The sequence below is a fragment of the Flavobacterium sp. TC780 genome (assembly GCF_056783245.1).
On sequence record NZ_JBXBAV010000008.1, the window covers coordinates 1 to 16,129 of the forward strand.

The 16,129-nt window shown below is 33.2% G+C and carries 12 protein-coding genes and 4 pseudogenes; 13 read left to right on the forward strand and 3 right to left on the reverse strand.

Going from position 1 to position 16,129, the window contains the following annotated elements; genetic code table 11:
* Positions 1–99 precede the first annotated feature (99 nt).
* The 10 genes and pseudogenes from AC1RYN_RS00525 (at position 100) to AC1RYN_RS00570 (ending at position 11,628) form a co-directional block, all read left to right on the forward strand.
* Positions 100–330, forward strand: a complete 231-nt coding sequence (locus tag AC1RYN_RS00525) for a hypothetical protein (protein ID WP_481805405.1) — start codon at positions 100–102, stop codon at positions 328–330.
* Positions 331–574: 244 nt separating this feature from the next.
* Positions 575–994: a TolC family protein gene (locus tag AC1RYN_RS00530; protein WP_481805406.1), complete on the forward strand. Its 420-nt coding sequence runs from the start codon at positions 575–577 to the stop codon at positions 992–994.
* Positions 995–1,142: 148 nt separating this feature from the next.
* Positions 1,143–2,213: pseudogene (locus AC1RYN_RS00535) on the forward strand (efflux RND transporter periplasmic adaptor subunit).
* A gap of 23 nt (positions 2,214–2,236) precedes the next feature.
* Positions 2,237–5,412: pseudogene (locus AC1RYN_RS00540) on the forward strand (efflux RND transporter permease subunit).
* Positions 5,413–5,626: 214 nt separating this feature from the next.
* On the forward strand, positions 5,627–6,913 hold the full coding sequence (locus AC1RYN_RS00545; RefSeq protein WP_481805407.1) for a carboxypeptidase-like regulatory domain-containing protein: 1,287 nt from the start codon (positions 5,627–5,629) through the stop codon (positions 6,911–6,913).
* Complete coding sequence (locus AC1RYN_RS00550) at positions 6,855–8,120, forward strand: TonB-dependent siderophore receptor (protein ID WP_481805408.1); 1,266 nt, start codon at positions 6,855–6,857, stop codon at positions 8,118–8,120. Before AC1RYN_RS00545 ends, AC1RYN_RS00550 begins: the two co-directional genes overlap by 59 nt.
* A 61-nt stretch (positions 8,121–8,181) precedes the next feature.
* Entirely contained in the window at positions 8,182–8,514 is a 333-nt protein-coding gene (locus AC1RYN_RS00555; RefSeq protein ID WP_481805409.1) for a hypothetical protein, read from the forward strand.
* 26 nt (positions 8,515–8,540) lie between these two features.
* Positions 8,541–8,840, forward strand: coding sequence for a hypothetical protein (locus AC1RYN_RS00560; RefSeq protein WP_481805410.1), 300 nt, complete (start codon positions 8,541–8,543; stop codon positions 8,838–8,840).
* 6 nt (positions 8,841–8,846) lie between these two features.
* A pseudogene (locus AC1RYN_RS00565) lies at positions 8,847–10,402 on the forward strand (PepSY-associated TM helix domain-containing protein).
* A gap of 113 nt (positions 10,403–10,515) precedes the next feature.
* The gene (locus tag AC1RYN_RS00570) at positions 10,516–11,628 is read left to right on the forward strand and encodes a PepSY-associated TM helix domain-containing protein (RefSeq protein ID WP_481805411.1); all 1,113 of its coding nucleotides are present in this window, start codon (positions 10,516–10,518) and stop codon (positions 11,626–11,628) included.
* Between the two features lie 55 nt (positions 11,629–11,683).
* Here AC1RYN_RS00570 and AC1RYN_RS00575 read toward each other — a convergent pair whose 3' ends face one another.
* The 3 genes from AC1RYN_RS00575 to AC1RYN_RS00585 all read right to left on the reverse strand — a co-directional run bounded on the left by AC1RYN_RS00575 (position 11,684) and on the right by AC1RYN_RS00585 (position 13,202).
* Positions 11,684–12,031: a toxin-antitoxin system YwqK family antitoxin gene (locus AC1RYN_RS00575; RefSeq protein ID WP_129540135.1), complete on the reverse strand. Its 348-nt coding sequence runs from the start codon at positions 12,029–12,031 to the stop codon at positions 11,684–11,686.
* Between the two features lie 176 nt (positions 12,032–12,207).
* Entirely contained in the window at positions 12,208–12,930 is a 723-nt protein-coding gene (locus tag AC1RYN_RS00580; RefSeq protein ID WP_481805412.1) for a TlpA family protein disulfide reductase, read from the reverse strand.
* A 2-nt stretch (positions 12,931–12,932) separates the two neighbouring features.
* A complete protein-coding gene (locus AC1RYN_RS00585; RefSeq protein WP_481805413.1) occupies positions 12,933–13,202 on the reverse strand; it encodes a hypothetical protein in 270 nt (89 codons plus the stop codon).
* A 141-nt stretch (positions 13,203–13,343) separates the two neighbouring features.
* Here AC1RYN_RS00585 and aspS point away from each other — a divergent pair.
* From aspS to AC1RYN_RS00600, 3 genes and pseudogenes are all read left to right on the forward strand, one after another.
* Positions 13,344–15,094 (forward strand): annotated as a pseudogene (aspS, locus tag AC1RYN_RS00590) (aspartate--tRNA ligase).
* A 112-nt stretch (positions 15,095–15,206) separates the two neighbouring features.
* The gene (locus AC1RYN_RS00595; RefSeq protein ID WP_481805414.1) at positions 15,207–15,401 is read left to right on the forward strand and encodes a cold-shock protein; all 195 of its coding nucleotides are present in this window, start codon (positions 15,207–15,209) and stop codon (positions 15,399–15,401) included.
* Between the two features lie 246 nt (positions 15,402–15,647).
* Entirely contained in the window at positions 15,648–16,013 is a 366-nt protein-coding gene (locus AC1RYN_RS00600; protein ID WP_035618204.1) for an NADH-quinone oxidoreductase subunit A, read from the forward strand.
* Positions 16,014–16,129: the final 116 nt, after the last annotated feature.

Consider the following 16,129-nt stretch of genomic DNA (forward strand, 5'->3'; position numbering starts at 1 on the left):
TACGCATTCGGTCAGGTTAATACATGCTCCTGTTGTTAGGGAGGCAGCACCTGGGATTTGGAGCTCCTGAACTACGATTCAAGCAGCTTTTGGTCAAAAATGGACTTCTACTGCAAGGATCAGGACGAACTAAAAAGCATATTTGATCAGGCAGTATTTACAGGTTTAAGAGCCGCAAAAAGTACTCGTGAATTTTATCAAATTAACGAGCAGCTTACTGAAGAAGATGTAATCGAGAGAGTAGCAAATAGTTATTACGATGTATATGTACAAACGTTTAAACTTAAACTTGGTTCAACAAAACCAAACCACGTAAATACTACCGAGTAAAAATTTCAAGGACAGTATGATAATGGTTTAGCAAAAAAAATTGACCTAAATAGAATTATCAAAGCTTTCTAACATCAGTACGCAACGTCAACAAGTAATCAACAAAGTTGCATTACAAGAAAATGCTTTGAAATTCTATATGGGAATGCCTATAAATTAAAATTGAAATTCCGAATTCCTCGAATTTGAAATTACTCCTCAAGCTTTATCAGAAACTCCAAATGTTGAAAATCTAACTCAATATTTGCTTCTGAAAAAACAAGAAGAACTATTGGTTTTTCAGAAGAAAGCAGTTCAGGCCGAATATTACCCAACACTTTCTTTAAGTGCAGGATACAACTATATTGGTCAGGGCCCAGAAATGCCTTGGTTTGCAAAACCATCGTCTGGAGTATACTGGTCTGATTTTTCGGCTATCGGATTAAATCTGAGAGTACCAATCTTTACAGGTTTTGGTACACGCGCCAAAGTTCGTCAAGCAGATGTTGCTATTTGTTCTTTACAAGAAGACTTAAAAGACACCAAGCTTTCGCTTGACATTGCATACAGCAATGCCATGATTCAGATGGAAAATAGCCTTATAACTATTAATAATCAAAAAGAAATAGAGAGCTTGCACAGCAAGTTTTACAAAACACAAAAAATAATTACCTACAAGGACTAGCTTCATTAAATGATCTATTAGATGTAGAAAATGCCTATATCGAAGCAGAAAATAATTATTCATCAGCAATACTAGGATATAAAATAGCAGAAATTCAAGTAATCAAATCAAAAGGCCAACTAAAATCACTTATAAATAACTAAAACAAATGAAAAAAACAATAATAATAACAATAGTAGTCATAATCGGGGCATTAGCATTAATAGGCTTCATTTTAACAAAGAATAAAGAGAGAACAAAGCTAAAACTGATATTGTTGCTGAAAAAAATGCTGCCGTTTCAGTTAAAGTTTCTTTACTGTAAAAACAGAAGAGGTTTCATTAGATTTTGTTGCTAACGGAGTTTTTCAACCAATACAAGAGCTAACTTTCTCTGCTGAAAAATCTGGAAAAGTAATTAGTGTTTTGGCTAAAGAAGGTGATTATGTAAAAGTAGGTCAAACTCTATTAACCGTTAGAGGTGATGTAATTAATGTAAATGCACAAGCTGCTCAAGGTGGCTTATCAAAATGAAAAGCAGATTATATGAGATATGAAAATGCTTTTAAAACTGATGGAGTTACAAAACAACAATTAGACCAAGCAAAATTAGCTTTAACAAATGCTGAAGCTAATCTAAAACAAGCTAATATTAATGTTGGGGATACTAAAGTAAAAGCACCTATTAACGGATTCATCAATAAAAAATATATTGAGCCAGGATCTATTTTAACTGGAATGCCTGCTACTCCATTATTTGATATTGTAAATGTTTCAAAATTAAAACTAGTTGTAACAGTAAATGAAAATCAAGTTGCTAGTTTAAAATTAGGAAACATAATTAAAGTAACTGCTAGTGTCTATCCTGACAAAGTTTTTTCTGGAAAAATTACTTTTATTGCAGCAAAAGCGGATGAGAGTTTAAAGTTTCCTGTTGAAATCGAAATTGCAAATAATGTAAACAACGACCTTAAAGCAGGTATGTACGGAACTGCAAATTTTGCTTCTAATCAACAAAATCAAAACCTAATGGTTGTACCAAGATATGCTTTTGTAGGAAGTGTAAGTAGCAACCAAATATTTGTAGTTGAAAATGGTATTGCAAAATTAAAGAAAGTAACAGCTGAAGAATTTTAGGTGATAAAGTAGAAATTATAAATGGATTATCTGATGGAGAAATCGTAATCACTACTGGTCAAATTAACTTACAAGACGGAGATAAAGTAGAAATTATAAAATAGTTTAAAAGCACTAAGCAAAATATATGAAATTAGCCGAAATATCCATAAAACGTCCGTCGTTAGTAATTGTATTGTTTACAATTCTGACACTTGGTGGATTGTTCAGCTACAGCCAGTTAGGTTATGAAGCTGATCCCTAAATTTGAACAAAACGTTATTACTATATCTACCGTTTATCCTGGGCCTCTCCAAGTGAGGTAGAAAATACGGTAACCAAGAAAATTGAAGATGCGATTGCATCCTTAGAGAATGTCAAAGAAAATTGACTCAAAATCATACGAAAGTTTATCTATCGTTTCGATTACATTAACTTCAAACGCAAAAGTCGGTTTCTCTTTGAATGATGCACAGCGTAAAATTAACGCAATCATTAGTGATTTGCCTGATGATGTTAAAACACCGGCATTAACCAAGTTCTCGCTGAGTGATTTACCTATTATGACGCTTGGTGCCAACGGAAAAATGGATGAAGCTGCTTTTTATGACTTAATTGACAAAAAAATTGCTCCTATTTTATCTCGTGTACAAGGTGTAGCACAAGTAAATATCATTGGTGGTTCAGCGTGAAATTCAGGTAAATCTTGACGCAAAAAAAATGCAAGGTTACAATTTATCGGTTCCTCAGGTACAACAGATGATTTTAACTTCGAACTTAGATTTCCCAACAGGAAACATTCAAACACGTGAACAAAAAATATTAATTCGTTTAGCGGGTAAATATAAAAGTGTTGATGAGTTAAGAAACTTGGTAGTTTCCTCTCAAAACGGAATTCAGGTACGATTAAATGATATTGCTGATGTACAGGATACGCAAAAAATTGCAGAAAAAATATCACGTGTAGACCAAAAAAGTGCGATCGTTTTACAAATCGTAAAACAATCCGATGCAAATGCAGTTGCGGTAAGTGAGCAATTATTAAAAACAATTACTGTTCTTGAAAAAGATTATAAAGACAATGAATTAAAATTAGAAGTTGCAAAAGATAGTACTGTTTTTACACTTGAAGCGGCAGATTCTGTAGTACACGATTTATTGATTGCAGTTATTCTGGTAGCATTTGTAATGTTGTTCTTCTTGCACAGTATCAGAAACTCATTGATTGTAATGGTTGCAATTCCTGCATCTTTAATTGCTACGTTTATTGGTATTTACTTTATGGGATACACACTAAACTTAATGAGTTTATTAGGATTATCTCTTGTTGTAGGTATTCTTGTCGATGATGCAATTGTGGTTCTGGAAAACATTTACCGACATATGGAAATGGGTAAAAGCAAAATTCGTGCATCATACGATGGAACGGCAGAAATTGGTGGAACCGTTACTTCTATAACATTAGTAATTGTGGTGGTATTCTTGCCTATTGCAATGAGTTCTGGTTTGGTTTCTAATATCATTACACAATTTTGTGTTACAGTAATTATTTCAACCTTATTCTCACTTTTAGCCTCTTTCACAATTATTCCATGGTTATCATCTCGTTATGGGAAATTAGAACATATTGAAGGAAAGAATCTATTTGGAAGAGTCATTCTAGGTTTCGAAAGTTATTTAACTCGTTTTACAAACTGGATATCAAATTTATTGAATTGGTGTTTAGACCATTATATTAAAACCATTGCAGTAGTTCTTGTATTATTCTTTGCTTCTACTTTTGGATTATTAGGTGGAGGTTTCATTGGTGGTGAGTTTTTTGCAGCATCAGATAGTGGAGAATTCTTAGTGCAAATCGAAATGCCAAAAGATGCTTCATTAGAGCAAACTAACTTTATGACCCAAAAGGCTGAAGCCTATTTGAAAAATGAGGAATACGTTCACAGTCAAATTACAACGGTAGGACAAACCAGTGAAGGTTTTGGAGCATCACAAGCTACTGCTTACAAAGCAGAGATCAACGTGAAGATGATTGATCAAAAAGATCGTATCGATGGTGCTTCTGTTTATGCAGCAAAAATCAAACGTAAACTAGAAAAAGTATTAGTTGGAGCAAAAGTAAAAACTGTTCCAGTAGGTATTCTAGGAACTGCCGAAGATGCTACTTTAGGATTAATTGTAACGGGACCTTCTACTGAAAGCGCTATGGCATTTGCAAAATTAGCTGAAGCAGAATTACGTACTATTCCGGGAACAACAGAAATTAAATTAACTGTTGAAGATGGAAACCCTGAAATAAATGTTAAGGTTGATCGTGATAAAATGGCTACTTTAGGTTTAACTCTTCAAACAGTTGGTTTAACGATGCAAACTGCTTTTAGCGGAAATACTGATGGTAAATATAGAGCTGGTGAATACGAGTACGATATCAATATACGATATGATGAATTTGACAGAAAAAGTATTACTGATGTTAGTAATTTAATTTTCATTAATGCAGCTGGGCAACAAATAAAATTATCTCAATTTGCAGATATTACAGAAGGTTCAGGACCTAGCCAGTTAGAGCGAAGAGATAAATCGGCTTCGGTAACTGTAAAAGGACAAAACGTAGGGGTGCCATCTGGAACAATTGTAACACAATGGCAAGCAAAACTTGATAAACTAAAAAAACCAGCTGGAGTAAATTACATCTGGGGAGGTGATCAAGAAAACCAAAGTGAAGGCTTTGGAACATTAGGAATTGCATTATTAGCCGCTATTATCTTGGTTTACCTAGTAATGGTTGGTCTTTATGATAGTTTTGTTCACCCGTTTGTGGTATTGTTTGCGGTGCCGCTTTCGTTTATTGGTGCCATGTTAGCCTTAGCTTTAACTAATAACTCATTAAACATCTTTACGATTCTGGGTATTATTATGTTAATTGGTCTGGTGTGTAAAAACGCGATCATGCTAGTTGACTACACCAACCAACGAAGAGCTGCTGGTGAATCAATCAGAACAGCATTAATTCAGGCAAATCATGCTCGTCTACGTCCGATCTTAATGACAACAATTGCGATGGTATTTGGTATGTTCCCAATTGCATTAGCATCTGGAGCTGGAGCTGAATGGAAAAATGGTTTGGCATGGGTAATTATTGGAGGGTTAATTTCTTCATTATTCCTAACCTTAATTATTGTTCCTGTGATTTATGAAATCATGGAAAAAATCATTCACAAATTCTCTAAAGGGGAAAAGATTGATTATGAGGCAGAAATGGTTGCCGATTATGTACATACAGAGCTAAGTGAAGACGGTTTTAATCCAAAGCATACTCTTTAACTTACAAAATAGATTTAAACTTTAAAAACCTGTTCAGCTATCTGAACAGGTTTTTTTATATCTTTTTAACAAATAAAACTATTTTATGTTAAAAAACTAAAGATGAAATAAATTGAATTCTTATTTTAAATTTTATTTAGAATAGATAAAAATAATTTGGTTGGTTTTTATCCAACAACTAAATTTGCACTATTAAAATTAATTCTAAATGATTATGAAATCTAAACTTACAATATCTTTTTTGAGTTTCTGTTTTGCTATGCTATTAAGTACCACGACTTGGGCACAGCAAAAAGCAACTATTAAAGGGCAGGTTATTTTAACAGATAACAGTAGTGTTGATAATGTTTCGGTAGTTCTAAAAGGAACCAGAGTAGGAACCGTAACAGATGCTGAAGGGAAATACATCCTAAAGAATATTAAGCCTGGAACTTATATTATAAAAGTATCAGTAATAGGACAAACTACAAAAGAAAAAAGAATTACGATTAACAGTGGTGACGAATTATTAGAAAACTTCACCATTACTTCTAGCTCCGAAGAGTTAAGCGAAGTAGTTATCAATAGCGGTAAAAAAAATCATTACGCTCGTAAAGAAAATCAGCAAGTATCAAGATTACCTCTAAAAAATCTTGAAAACCCACAAGTATATACAACTATTACAGGAGAAGTTTTAAAAGAACAAGTAGTAACAACTTTTGATGATGCACTAAAAAATGCTTCTGGAATCACACAATTATGGGCTTCAACAGGCCGTGCTGGAGATGGAGCTGGTTATTACTCTTTGAGAGGATTTGCAGTTCAACCAACAATGGTTAACGGATTACCTGGTTTAACAAACGGAAGTTTAGAACCATCAAATATTGATAGAATAGAAATAATTAAAGGGCCTTCAGGAACATTATTCGGAAGCAGTTTAATTTCATATGGAGGACTAATCAACACAACTACTAAGAAACCTTACAGAACTTTTGGTGGTGAAGTAAATTATACTGTTGGCAGCTATGGTCTTAATCGTACTACGGTAGATCTTAACACGCCATTAAATGACAAAAAAACATTAAACTTTAGAATCAATTCAGCTTATAACAAACAAAATAGTTTTCAAGATGCTGGTTTTAGAGAATCATTTTTTATTGCACCTTCATTATCGTATGAGGTAAATGATAGATTATCCTTTTTAGTAAACACTGAGTTTATGACCAGCGAAAGTACTAATCCGACTATGTTATTTTTAGATAGAGCAAATCCGTTAAGAGTTCACAACATTGCTGAATTAAAATATGATAACAACCGTTCATATACAAGTAACGAACTTACAATGAAAACGCCTTCGTATAATTTACAGGGTCAAATGAATTATAAGATTTCTAGTCAATGGACATCACAGACAGTTTTCTCAACGAGTTCTGCAAAATCAATAGGAAACTATACTTATTTGTATGAATCAACAAGCAGAAAAGCTTTCGAATCAATCAAAGAAGGAATTGTTCTCTGGTAGATCTTTTACTGATCAAGATGCCAGAGATGTCTCTACTGATATTCAACAAAACTTTATTGGTGACTTTAAAATTGGTAAATTAAGAAACAGACTTGTAGTAGGTTTTGATTATTTCAACAGAACTGCAACAGATCATAACTCAGGTTGGTTCAGCAATGGTTTAGTATATATTGGAGATGACTTACAATCATTCAATAACGTTATTGGCCACCCTACAAATGGTGACACTGGTGATTTAACAAAAGCCGGATCTGACGCAATTATAGCAAATACTCCAAGAAATAATAACAAAACAAGACAAGAAGTTTACAGTGCTTATTTCTCTGACGTCATTAACTTCACTCCTGCTCTATCAGCAATGATAAGTTTACGAGCTGACCGTTTTGTAAATGGTGGTGATGTTACTACTAAAGACGACAACTACAATCAAACTTCATTTTCACCTAAATTTGGTATCGTTTACCAGCCAATTATAGACAAAGTTTCTGTTTTTGCTAATTATATGGATGGATTTTCTAATGTAGCGCCAGGACAAAATCGTAATGCAGGTATTGTTACTCCTTTAACATTTAATCCAGAACATGCTAATCAATTTGAAGTAGGAACTAAATTGAATCTTTTTAAAGATAAACTATACGCTACTTTTAGCTACTATGATATAAAAGTTACAGATAAAGTTTATGTAATAGAAACTCCATATATTGATCCAACTGACCCAACTGCTGTACTGCCTAACAATCAAGTTTCGCATCAAGACGGTGGGCAACGCAACAAAGGTTTTGAAGCAGAACTTATTGCAAACCCAATTAGAGGTTTAAACATCCTTTTAGGCTATAGCTACAATGATGCTGTTTTAACCGCAGGTGATCCTGATTTCGTAGGCTTTAGACCAGAAAGTGCAGGGCCACAAAACTTAGCAAACCTTTGGGCTACTTATAAATTTTCTCAAGGATTCTTAAGAGGTCTTGGAGTTGGTTTTGGAGGTAATTATGTTGGAGATAACAAAATCATGAACAGAGCTACTGCAGGAACATTTACAATTCCTGAATACACAGTAATCAACTCATCTTTATTTTATACTGCGGATAAATTTACCGTAACACTAAAATTAAATAACATTACAAACGAAGAAATTTATGATGGTTGGTCAACAATTCATCCAAAAGATCCTAGGACTTTTGCAGCAAGTTTCTCATATAGATTCTAATAAAAAACAAGGCATCTTTCTAATATAATATTAGAAAGATGCTCTTTTTAATTATACAATCATGATAACCATAGCCAGCCTTTTTGTTTTTATTTCATTTTATACCTTATACTACACATCTAAAAGAGTAGTACTATCTTATGATTTTAGTTTTCAAAAATGGATGCAAAGAAATCCAAGACAAACAAAAATCACAGGCCTATGTTTACTTCTTTTGGCCTATTTATTATGGTTGCTTACTGCTTCTTTGGGTTCAGCAACTTTATTCTTTTTTATTCAGTTAATGACAATTAGTAGCTTGGTTATACTATTGACCCCATTAAAAGTCATTAATTTCAAAGGGGTAATTATTCTATTTGCACTATCTGGACTATTAGAATTTTACTATTACTAAACCAACTTTTTGTTAATCCAAAAAACATGCCTGCAAACCCAAAATATTTAACCCAATCCATATGGCAACGTATTGCCAAAATAACAGCTGCAATACTTGGCGGTTACTTAGTATCTGTAAGCTTTCATCTCGCATTAGCTTCATGGATCAATCATGTCAATGTTATCATAACAATGGCATTTAGCGGATTTATTCTTTGGGTTGTTTTAATGATTGTTGCTTTCCTGGCAAAAAACGGATGGAAAATCTGGGGCATTTATTTATTACTAACCCTCATTTTTTGTGGTATTATATATCTTGGACAAACCTATAACCCTATTACTTGATAATTTATGAATAACAGAAACTATAATATCTATTTTCATACACATACTGTAAGTGGCATTGTAATAAGTGTTGTATTATTTATCATTTTCTTTGCTGGATCTTTTTCGTTTTTTAGAGATGAAATCATCAATTGGGAACGAAGTGAATCTGTAGCAATAACAAAGAATATTCAACTAGACTATGATAAGGCGCTAAACAATCTAGACAAAGAGTACACTTTACACGGAAGAAATATTTCCATATCTAAAACCAGTGCAGAAAGAAGAGTAAATATTTACCTTGAGGGAACTAAAGATTTTTGGCTGCTGCCAAATTAAAAGAAGGGTCTTTTTTTTATTTAGACACTAAAAACTTCAAAACCCATACCTATGAAAACTCCTATTCCTTAGGTGAGTTTTTATACAGACTTCACTTCCTTGCACAAGTTCCTTACCCAATAGGCTATTATCTTTCGGGATTTGTAGCATTGTTTTTTCTATTTGCAATCGTAACAGGTGTTCTATTACATTGGAACAAAATCGTTTCCAACTTTTATATTTTTAGACCAAAAGAAAAACTAAAAACATTGTGGACTGATGCTCATACCTCATTAGGAATGATTGGCTTGCCTTTTCAGTTTGTATATGCCGTTACAGGAGCATTCTTTATGATTAAACTGTTGATAGTTGCACCAAGTGTGATGGCACTTTATAAAGGTGATCAGGATAAATTATATAAAGATTTAGAATACACAGATCCAGAATACAAATTTGATAATAAAAAATTAGCCAATCCATTTAGTATTGACAAATTAGTAGCTAAAACAAAAAGCAATTGGAGTGATTTTGATATTACTCGTGTTTATATCCAAAATTACGGCGATACCAATATGCATGTTCTGGTAGAAGGCGAAATGAAATATGACAAAAAATTCACCGGAATCGGGAAAGTAGTCTATAAGGTTGCCGATGATAAAGTCGTTGCCAAAAAAGATCCAATTACACAAACAAGCTATCTCGATGTTGTGAAGAATGTTTTATACAGAATTCATTTTGGAGATTATGGAGGATACGCTCTCAAAATAGTAAGTTTTGTTCTCGGTATTATTACTTGTTTTGTAATTATATCAGGAGTTATGATTTGGCTCGTAGCCAGAGATAAGAAAAATATGCCCGAAAAGAAACGTCGTTTTAACGAAACTGTTGTACGCATCTATCTAGCAATTTGCTTAAGCATGTACCCTATAACCGCATTGGCATTTATAGCTACCAAGGCATTTCATCCGTTAGGACAATCAAACATCTATAGTATCTACTTTATAGGCTGGTTAGTATTGACTGTATTTTTTATTCTAAAAAAAGACAATGCATTTACAAATAAATTCAGTCTGTTTTCTGGAAGTATTTTAGGATTTCTTATTCCTGTTGCTAACGGAATTTGTACAGGAAACTGGTTTTGGAAAACATTTGCACAAAATCAAATTCAGTTATTCTTTATTGATGTATTTTGGATCGTTCTTGCTTCAATTACATTATATATCTCATTTCATTTAAACAAAAAAGAGAAACAGGCAATATCATAAATCCATCTAAAATAAATGGACATAATTTGTGGGTTATACATTTAGAATCTAATTTTGCCTCTTGCAAGAATTCTAAAAATAAGGTAGATCGTTATCTTACTGCAAATTAAAACATGAACTTAAAAAAACAAATACGTTTTATACACAAATGGCTCGGATTAACTTCTGGGCTTATTGTCTTTATTGTAAGTATTACAGGTTGCATCTTTTGCTTCCACGATGAGATAAAAGATATTACCCGCAAAGAATGGCGATTAGTCGAGCCTCAAAAAAAACCATTTGTACTGCCTTCTGTTTTGCAGCAAAAGGCAAAAGAAATCCTCCCGAATACCAAATCAAGTATGATTTCTTTTTATGGTAAAAACCGTTCTGCTATTGTTTACACCTATTCAGACACCGAAAACTTATACCTCTATTTCAATCCCTATACTGGAGAGTATCTAAAGACAGAAAACCCTGAAACTGACTTTTTCCTCATTGTCGAACACATTCATTTGTATTTGCTCCTACCTGATTATATAGGGAAACATATTATTGGCAGTGCAACTATTCTTTTTATACTTCTTTTAATCACAGGAATTATTCAATGGTGGCCTAAACGCAAAAGCGACATCAAACGCAGCTTCAGTGTAAAATGGTCAGCCAAATGGCGTCGTGTAAATTATGACTGGCATAAAACTTCTGGTTTATACATTTCTATACTAATTGCAATAATTGCCATAACTGGTTTAACCTTTACTTACGAATGGGTTGGCGATGGAATATACAAAACCTTCAACTTTGGCGGTGATAAGGCTCTAGAAACAAAAACTCCAATAGTAGACACCACAAAATTTGATTATAATACAACTGCAGCCATAGATCGTGCTTTAGTACAGACTATGATAAAAAACTCTGAAGCCGAAATGTTTTATGTAACAACTCCACAGCAAAAAGGCGATGTTATAAATACAGGTGCATACCCTCATTCGTTACGATACGACCATCAAAGCAATTATTACTTTCATCCCTATGATGGCGAATTAATTCAGAGCGATCCTTTTAAAAAAAAGAGTTTAGGCTTACAAGTTATCGAAATGAATTATGGAATTCATACGGGACAAATTCTAGATTTGCCAGGAAAGATAATCGCTTTTATAGCTAGTTTAATTGCAGCAACATTACCAATAACAGGATTCATCATTTGGTACGGAAGAAATAAGAAAAGTAAATCTTCAAAAAAATAAGCACAAAAAAAAGGTTGTTCAGTCGAACAACCTTTTTTGGTTTTATAATTTAGTCTTAGTTTCTGTTTGCAAGTGCATCTTGTTTCCAGTTTTTAACAGAAGCAACGCGACTGTCGGAATAATCTACTTCACTAAGATTAGATCCATTCCAGAAAAACCATTTACCTGTTTTTTCTCCATTCGCATATAATCCTGTAGATTTTTTATTTCCATTTTCATCAAATGCAACCCAGACACCATCTAATTTACCGTCTTTAAAAAAACCTTCTTGTTGAACTTTACCATTATCATAATAGTAAGTAGCTTTTACTTTATGTCCAACAGCTTCTAAAACTGGTTTAGTTTCTTGTGCAACTAAAATTCCAGAGAACAATATTGCAACTAAAATCACACACTTTTTCATATCTTTAGTTATTAATGTTTTAAAATCTATAAACAAATATAACTAATACTTTACATTAAAAAAACTTTTACTTAACAATTTGGTAACATTGAAGAAAAACTTAACATTGGAAATTGAAAGTGTGTCTAAAATCAATACCATTCAATGTATCAATACATTACAAATTAATACGATTTTTAATTCAATAATTTATCTAGCGTAACGTGAAGATCCGGTGACGAAGGTCTCGGAGCATCGGCATTAACAACATTTCCTGCTGGATCAATCAGGATAAATCTAGGAATTCCTGTTACTCCATAACTTACTACAAAGTCAGACTCCCAATCCTTGTCAGCGAATAGTTGAACTCCACCTAAGTTTTTATCATTAACAAACTTTTTCCATTTTTCGTAATCTTTAATTTTATCAATTGATATACTTACGAATTCAATATTCTTACCATGATACTTTTCCTCTGTTTTTTGCAAGAAAGGAATTTCGGCTCTACAAGGCGCACACCAAGTTGCCCAAAGGTCGATATAAACATATTTCCCTTTTAAATCAGAAAGCTTTGTTTTACCTCCTTTATAATTTTCAAAATCAAAAGCTGGAGATACTTTACCATTCAGTTTTCTCATTTTAGCTGTACTTTCATATCTTTTCTCAGCGTAAAATTTAGACTTTTCAAATGATTTTTTTACTGCTTCTTTAATTTTAGGATCGAAATCTCCTTTTTCGATATTTGCTACATCAGTTTTTACCTTTGTTTCTAAAAGACTTGCAAACTCTTCAGCTTCTTTAGAAAAAGCCTCTTCTTGAAATTTTTCATCACTCAAAGCAGCTTGGGCCAAAAAGTTACTTTCATTAGCTCCTTTTCCTTTGTAAACAATTGTCTCATCAAACTGTAACTTAGCATCCATTGTTAAGTTAATGTCATATCCTGTTTTAAGTAAAGACTAGATGCCTCAGTCCCATCTGTAAATTGGTAAAATCCTTTTGGTGCATCAAATGTTGCAACAAAAGTTTCTTTTTTATCAATTGGAATCACTTGCTTGAAATTATTAGCGCCTCTAATTACAAGAGTATCGCTATTTCTATTATTGATTTTAGCAGTGAATTTAATTTTGCTTGCGTTGCCCTGTGCAAAAGTTACACCAACTGAAAACAACAGCAAAAAGGTTAATTTTTTCATATATATAATTTGTTTAGTTGAAGTAAAAATAAACATTTAAATAAATCAAAATAAAAAATAATTAAGAAGAACAGCATTAAACATTAGAAAACTAGACTTATTTAATTTTTGTGTTTACTTTTGCAATCTAAAATTTGGATCATGTATAGAAGTCATAATTGTGGCGAATTAAACGCCTCACACATTAATACAGAAGTTACACTAGCGGGCTGGGTTCAGAAATCGCGTGATAAGGGATTTATGAATTGGGTTGATTTACGCGACCGTTATGGAACTACACAACTTATTTTCGACGAAAAGTCGTAGCAATAAAACCGTTTTCGAAGCAGCAAAAACACTAGGAAGAGAATTTGTAATTCAAGTAAAAGGAACAGTTATTGAGCGTGAAGCCAAAAACAAAAACATTCCAACTGGTGAAGATTGAAATTTTAGTTACTGAATTAACAATTCTAAACGCAGCTTTAACTCCTCCATTTACAATAGAAGATGAAACTGATGGTGGTGAAGATATCCGAATGAAATATCGTTACCTTGATATTCGTCGTAATCCAGTAAAAAACAGCTTACTGTTCCGCCATAAAGTAGCAATGGAAGTTCGTAAATATTTATCTGATTTAGATTTTGCGAAGTAGAGACTCCTTATCTAATAAAATCGACTCCAGAAGGAGCAAGAGATTTTGTCGTACCAAGCCGCATGAACGAAGGACAATTCTATGCTTTGCCACAATCACCACAAACTTTCAAGCAATTATTGATGGGGGTGGAATGGATAAATACTTCCAAATTGTAAAATGTTTCCGTGACGAGATTTACGTGCAGACCGTCAACCAGAGTTTACACAAATCGATTGCGAAATGGCATTTGTGGAACAAGAAGATATTTTAAATGTTTTTGAAGGATTGACAAGACATTTACTTAAAGAAATAAAAGGTATAGAAGTAGATAAATTCCCAAGAATTACCTACGACTACGCTATGAAAACATACGGAAATGACAAACCGGACATTCGTTTTGGAATGGAGTTTGGAGAATTAAACGAATTTGCACAACACAAAGAGTTCCCAGTATTTAATGCTGCCGAATTAGTAGTTGGTATCGCAGTTCCTGGCGCAGGAAATTATACTCGTAAAGAAATCGACGGATTAATTGACTGGGTAAAGCGTCCACAAGTAGGAGCATCAGGAATGGTGTATGCTAAATGTAATGACGATGGAACATTCAAATCGTCTGTAGATAAATTCTATGACCAAGAAGACTTAACTAATTGGGCAAAAGCTACAGGAGCTAAACCTGGCGATATGATTTTTGTACTTTCGGGGCCAGCTAACAAAACACGTACTCAACTAAGTGCTTTACGTATGGAATTAGCAACTCGTTTAGGATTGCGTAAACCAGAAGAATTTGCACCGCTATGGGTAGTTGACTTTCCTTTATTGGAATTAGACGAAGAAACGGGTCGTTACCATGCAATGCACCACCCATTTACATCTCCTAAACCCGAAGATATGAAGTTACTAGAAACTGAACCTGGAAAAGTTCGTGCTAATGCTTACGATATGGTTCTAAACGGTAATGAAATTGGTGGAGGATCTATTCGTATTCACGATAAGGCAACACAACAATTAATGTTCAAATACCTTGGATTTACTGAAGATGAGGCAAAAGCTCAATTTGGATTTTTGATGGATGCATTCCAATTTGGAGCTCCACCACACGGAGGATTGGCTTTTGGATTAGACAGATTAGTAGCTATATTAGGTGGACAAGAGACGATTAGAGATTTTATAGCATTCCCTAAAAACAATTCGGGGCGTGATGTAATGATTGATGCCCCTGCTACAATAGACGCTTTACAATTAAAGGAATTACATATCAAAATTGACGCAATATAACAAGCGAATACACTGTAAATCAATATTTTTTATAAAAAATTAACAGTTTGTTGTCTTTTGTATTATTTTATATCTTACATTTGCCTCATTATAAATTATTATTACTATTACAATGCGTACAGGTACAGTTAAATTTTTCAATGAGTCTAAAGGTTACGGGTTCATTACAGACGAAGAAACAGGAAAAGACATTTTCGTTGATGCATCAGGAATCAACGCGGAAGAATTACGCGAAGGTGACAGAGTAAGCTACGAAGAAGAAGAAGGAAGAAAAGGTAAAGTTGCTGCTAAAGTTGCAGTAATCTAAGCATAAAAATATAGCAATTTATTTTTTTTGCCACCGAATGCTTAAAAGCGTTTCGATTAATTTCGAAACGCTTTTTTTTTATGTCTATTTCTTAAAAAAATCATAAAATTAGAAATCTTATTTATAATCAATAAAAATTACACTATTACTACATTTCAAAACCTACTTAAATCATTTTTTAGCTTGTGATTTACATACTTGAAGGCTATCTTTGTGACTTATTTTTAAGCAAAAAATCCTTAAATTATGCATTCAGATCAAGTAAATTATATTCCAATTTTAATGCAGCTTATTTTAGCTGTTGGTTTTGTAGTAGGAACCATTATCATTTCTGGAAAATTAGGTCCAAAAAGAGCTTCTGCCAGCAAAGACAAAAACTTTGAGTGTGGTGTCGAATCTATTGGTAATGCTCGTGTACCATTTTCAGTAAAATACTTCTTGGTTGCCATCTTGTTTGTACTGTTCGATGTTGAGGTTATTTTCCTTTACCCATGGGCAGCAAACTTTAAAGAACTAGGCATGGAAGGAATGCTAAAAATGTTGGTATTCATGTCACTTCTTCTAGTAGGCTTTTTCTACATTATCAAAAAGAAAGCCCTAGAGTGGGAATAAAAAGAGATTTTAGATTTTAGATTAGTAATTCTTAGAATTACTATTTGAAATTTGAAACACTCGAATTAATACAATTGATTTAAAAAAATTGATTTCACCTTTTACGATTTCAAAAA

What these genes read in the sequence shown, in the direction of transcription:
- AC1RYN_RS00525 (WP_481805405.1), top strand. Translation starts at nt 100, where the DNA reads ATGGACTTCTACTGCAAGGATCAGGACGAACTAAAAAGCATATTTGAT.
- AC1RYN_RS00545 (WP_481805407.1), top strand. Translation starts at nt 5,627, where the DNA reads ATGAAATCTAAACTTACAATATCTTTTTTGAGTTTCTGTTTTGCTATG.
- AC1RYN_RS00550 (WP_481805408.1), top strand. Translation starts at nt 6,855, where the DNA reads ATGAATCAACAAGCAGAAAAGCTTTCGAATCAATCAAAGAAGGAATTG.
- AC1RYN_RS00555 (WP_481805409.1), top strand. Translation starts at nt 8,182, where the DNA reads ATGATAACCATAGCCAGCCTTTTTGTTTTTATTTCATTTTATACCTTA.
- AC1RYN_RS00560 (WP_481805410.1), top strand. Translation starts at nt 8,541, where the DNA reads ATGCCTGCAAACCCAAAATATTTAACCCAATCCATATGGCAACGTATT.
- AC1RYN_RS00570 (WP_481805411.1), top strand. Translation starts at nt 10,516, where the DNA reads ATGAACTTAAAAAAACAAATACGTTTTATACACAAATGGCTCGGATTA.
- AC1RYN_RS00575 (WP_129540135.1), bottom strand. Translation starts at nt 12,031, where the DNA reads ATGAAAAAGTGTGTGATTTTAGTTGCAATATTGTTCTCTGGAATTTTA.
- AC1RYN_RS00580 (WP_481805412.1), bottom strand. Translation starts at nt 12,930, where the DNA reads ATGGATGCTAAGTTACAGTTTGATGAGACAATTGTTTACAAAGGAAAA.
- AC1RYN_RS00585 (WP_481805413.1), bottom strand. Translation starts at nt 13,202, where the DNA reads ATGAAAAAATTAACCTTTTTGCTGTTGTTTTCAGTTGGTGTAACTTTT.
- AC1RYN_RS00595 (WP_481805414.1), top strand. Translation starts at nt 15,207, where the DNA reads ATGCGTACAGGTACAGTTAAATTTTTCAATGAGTCTAAAGGTTACGGG.
- AC1RYN_RS00600 (WP_035618204.1), top strand. Translation starts at nt 15,648, where the DNA reads ATGCATTCAGATCAAGTAAATTATATTCCAATTTTAATGCAGCTTATT.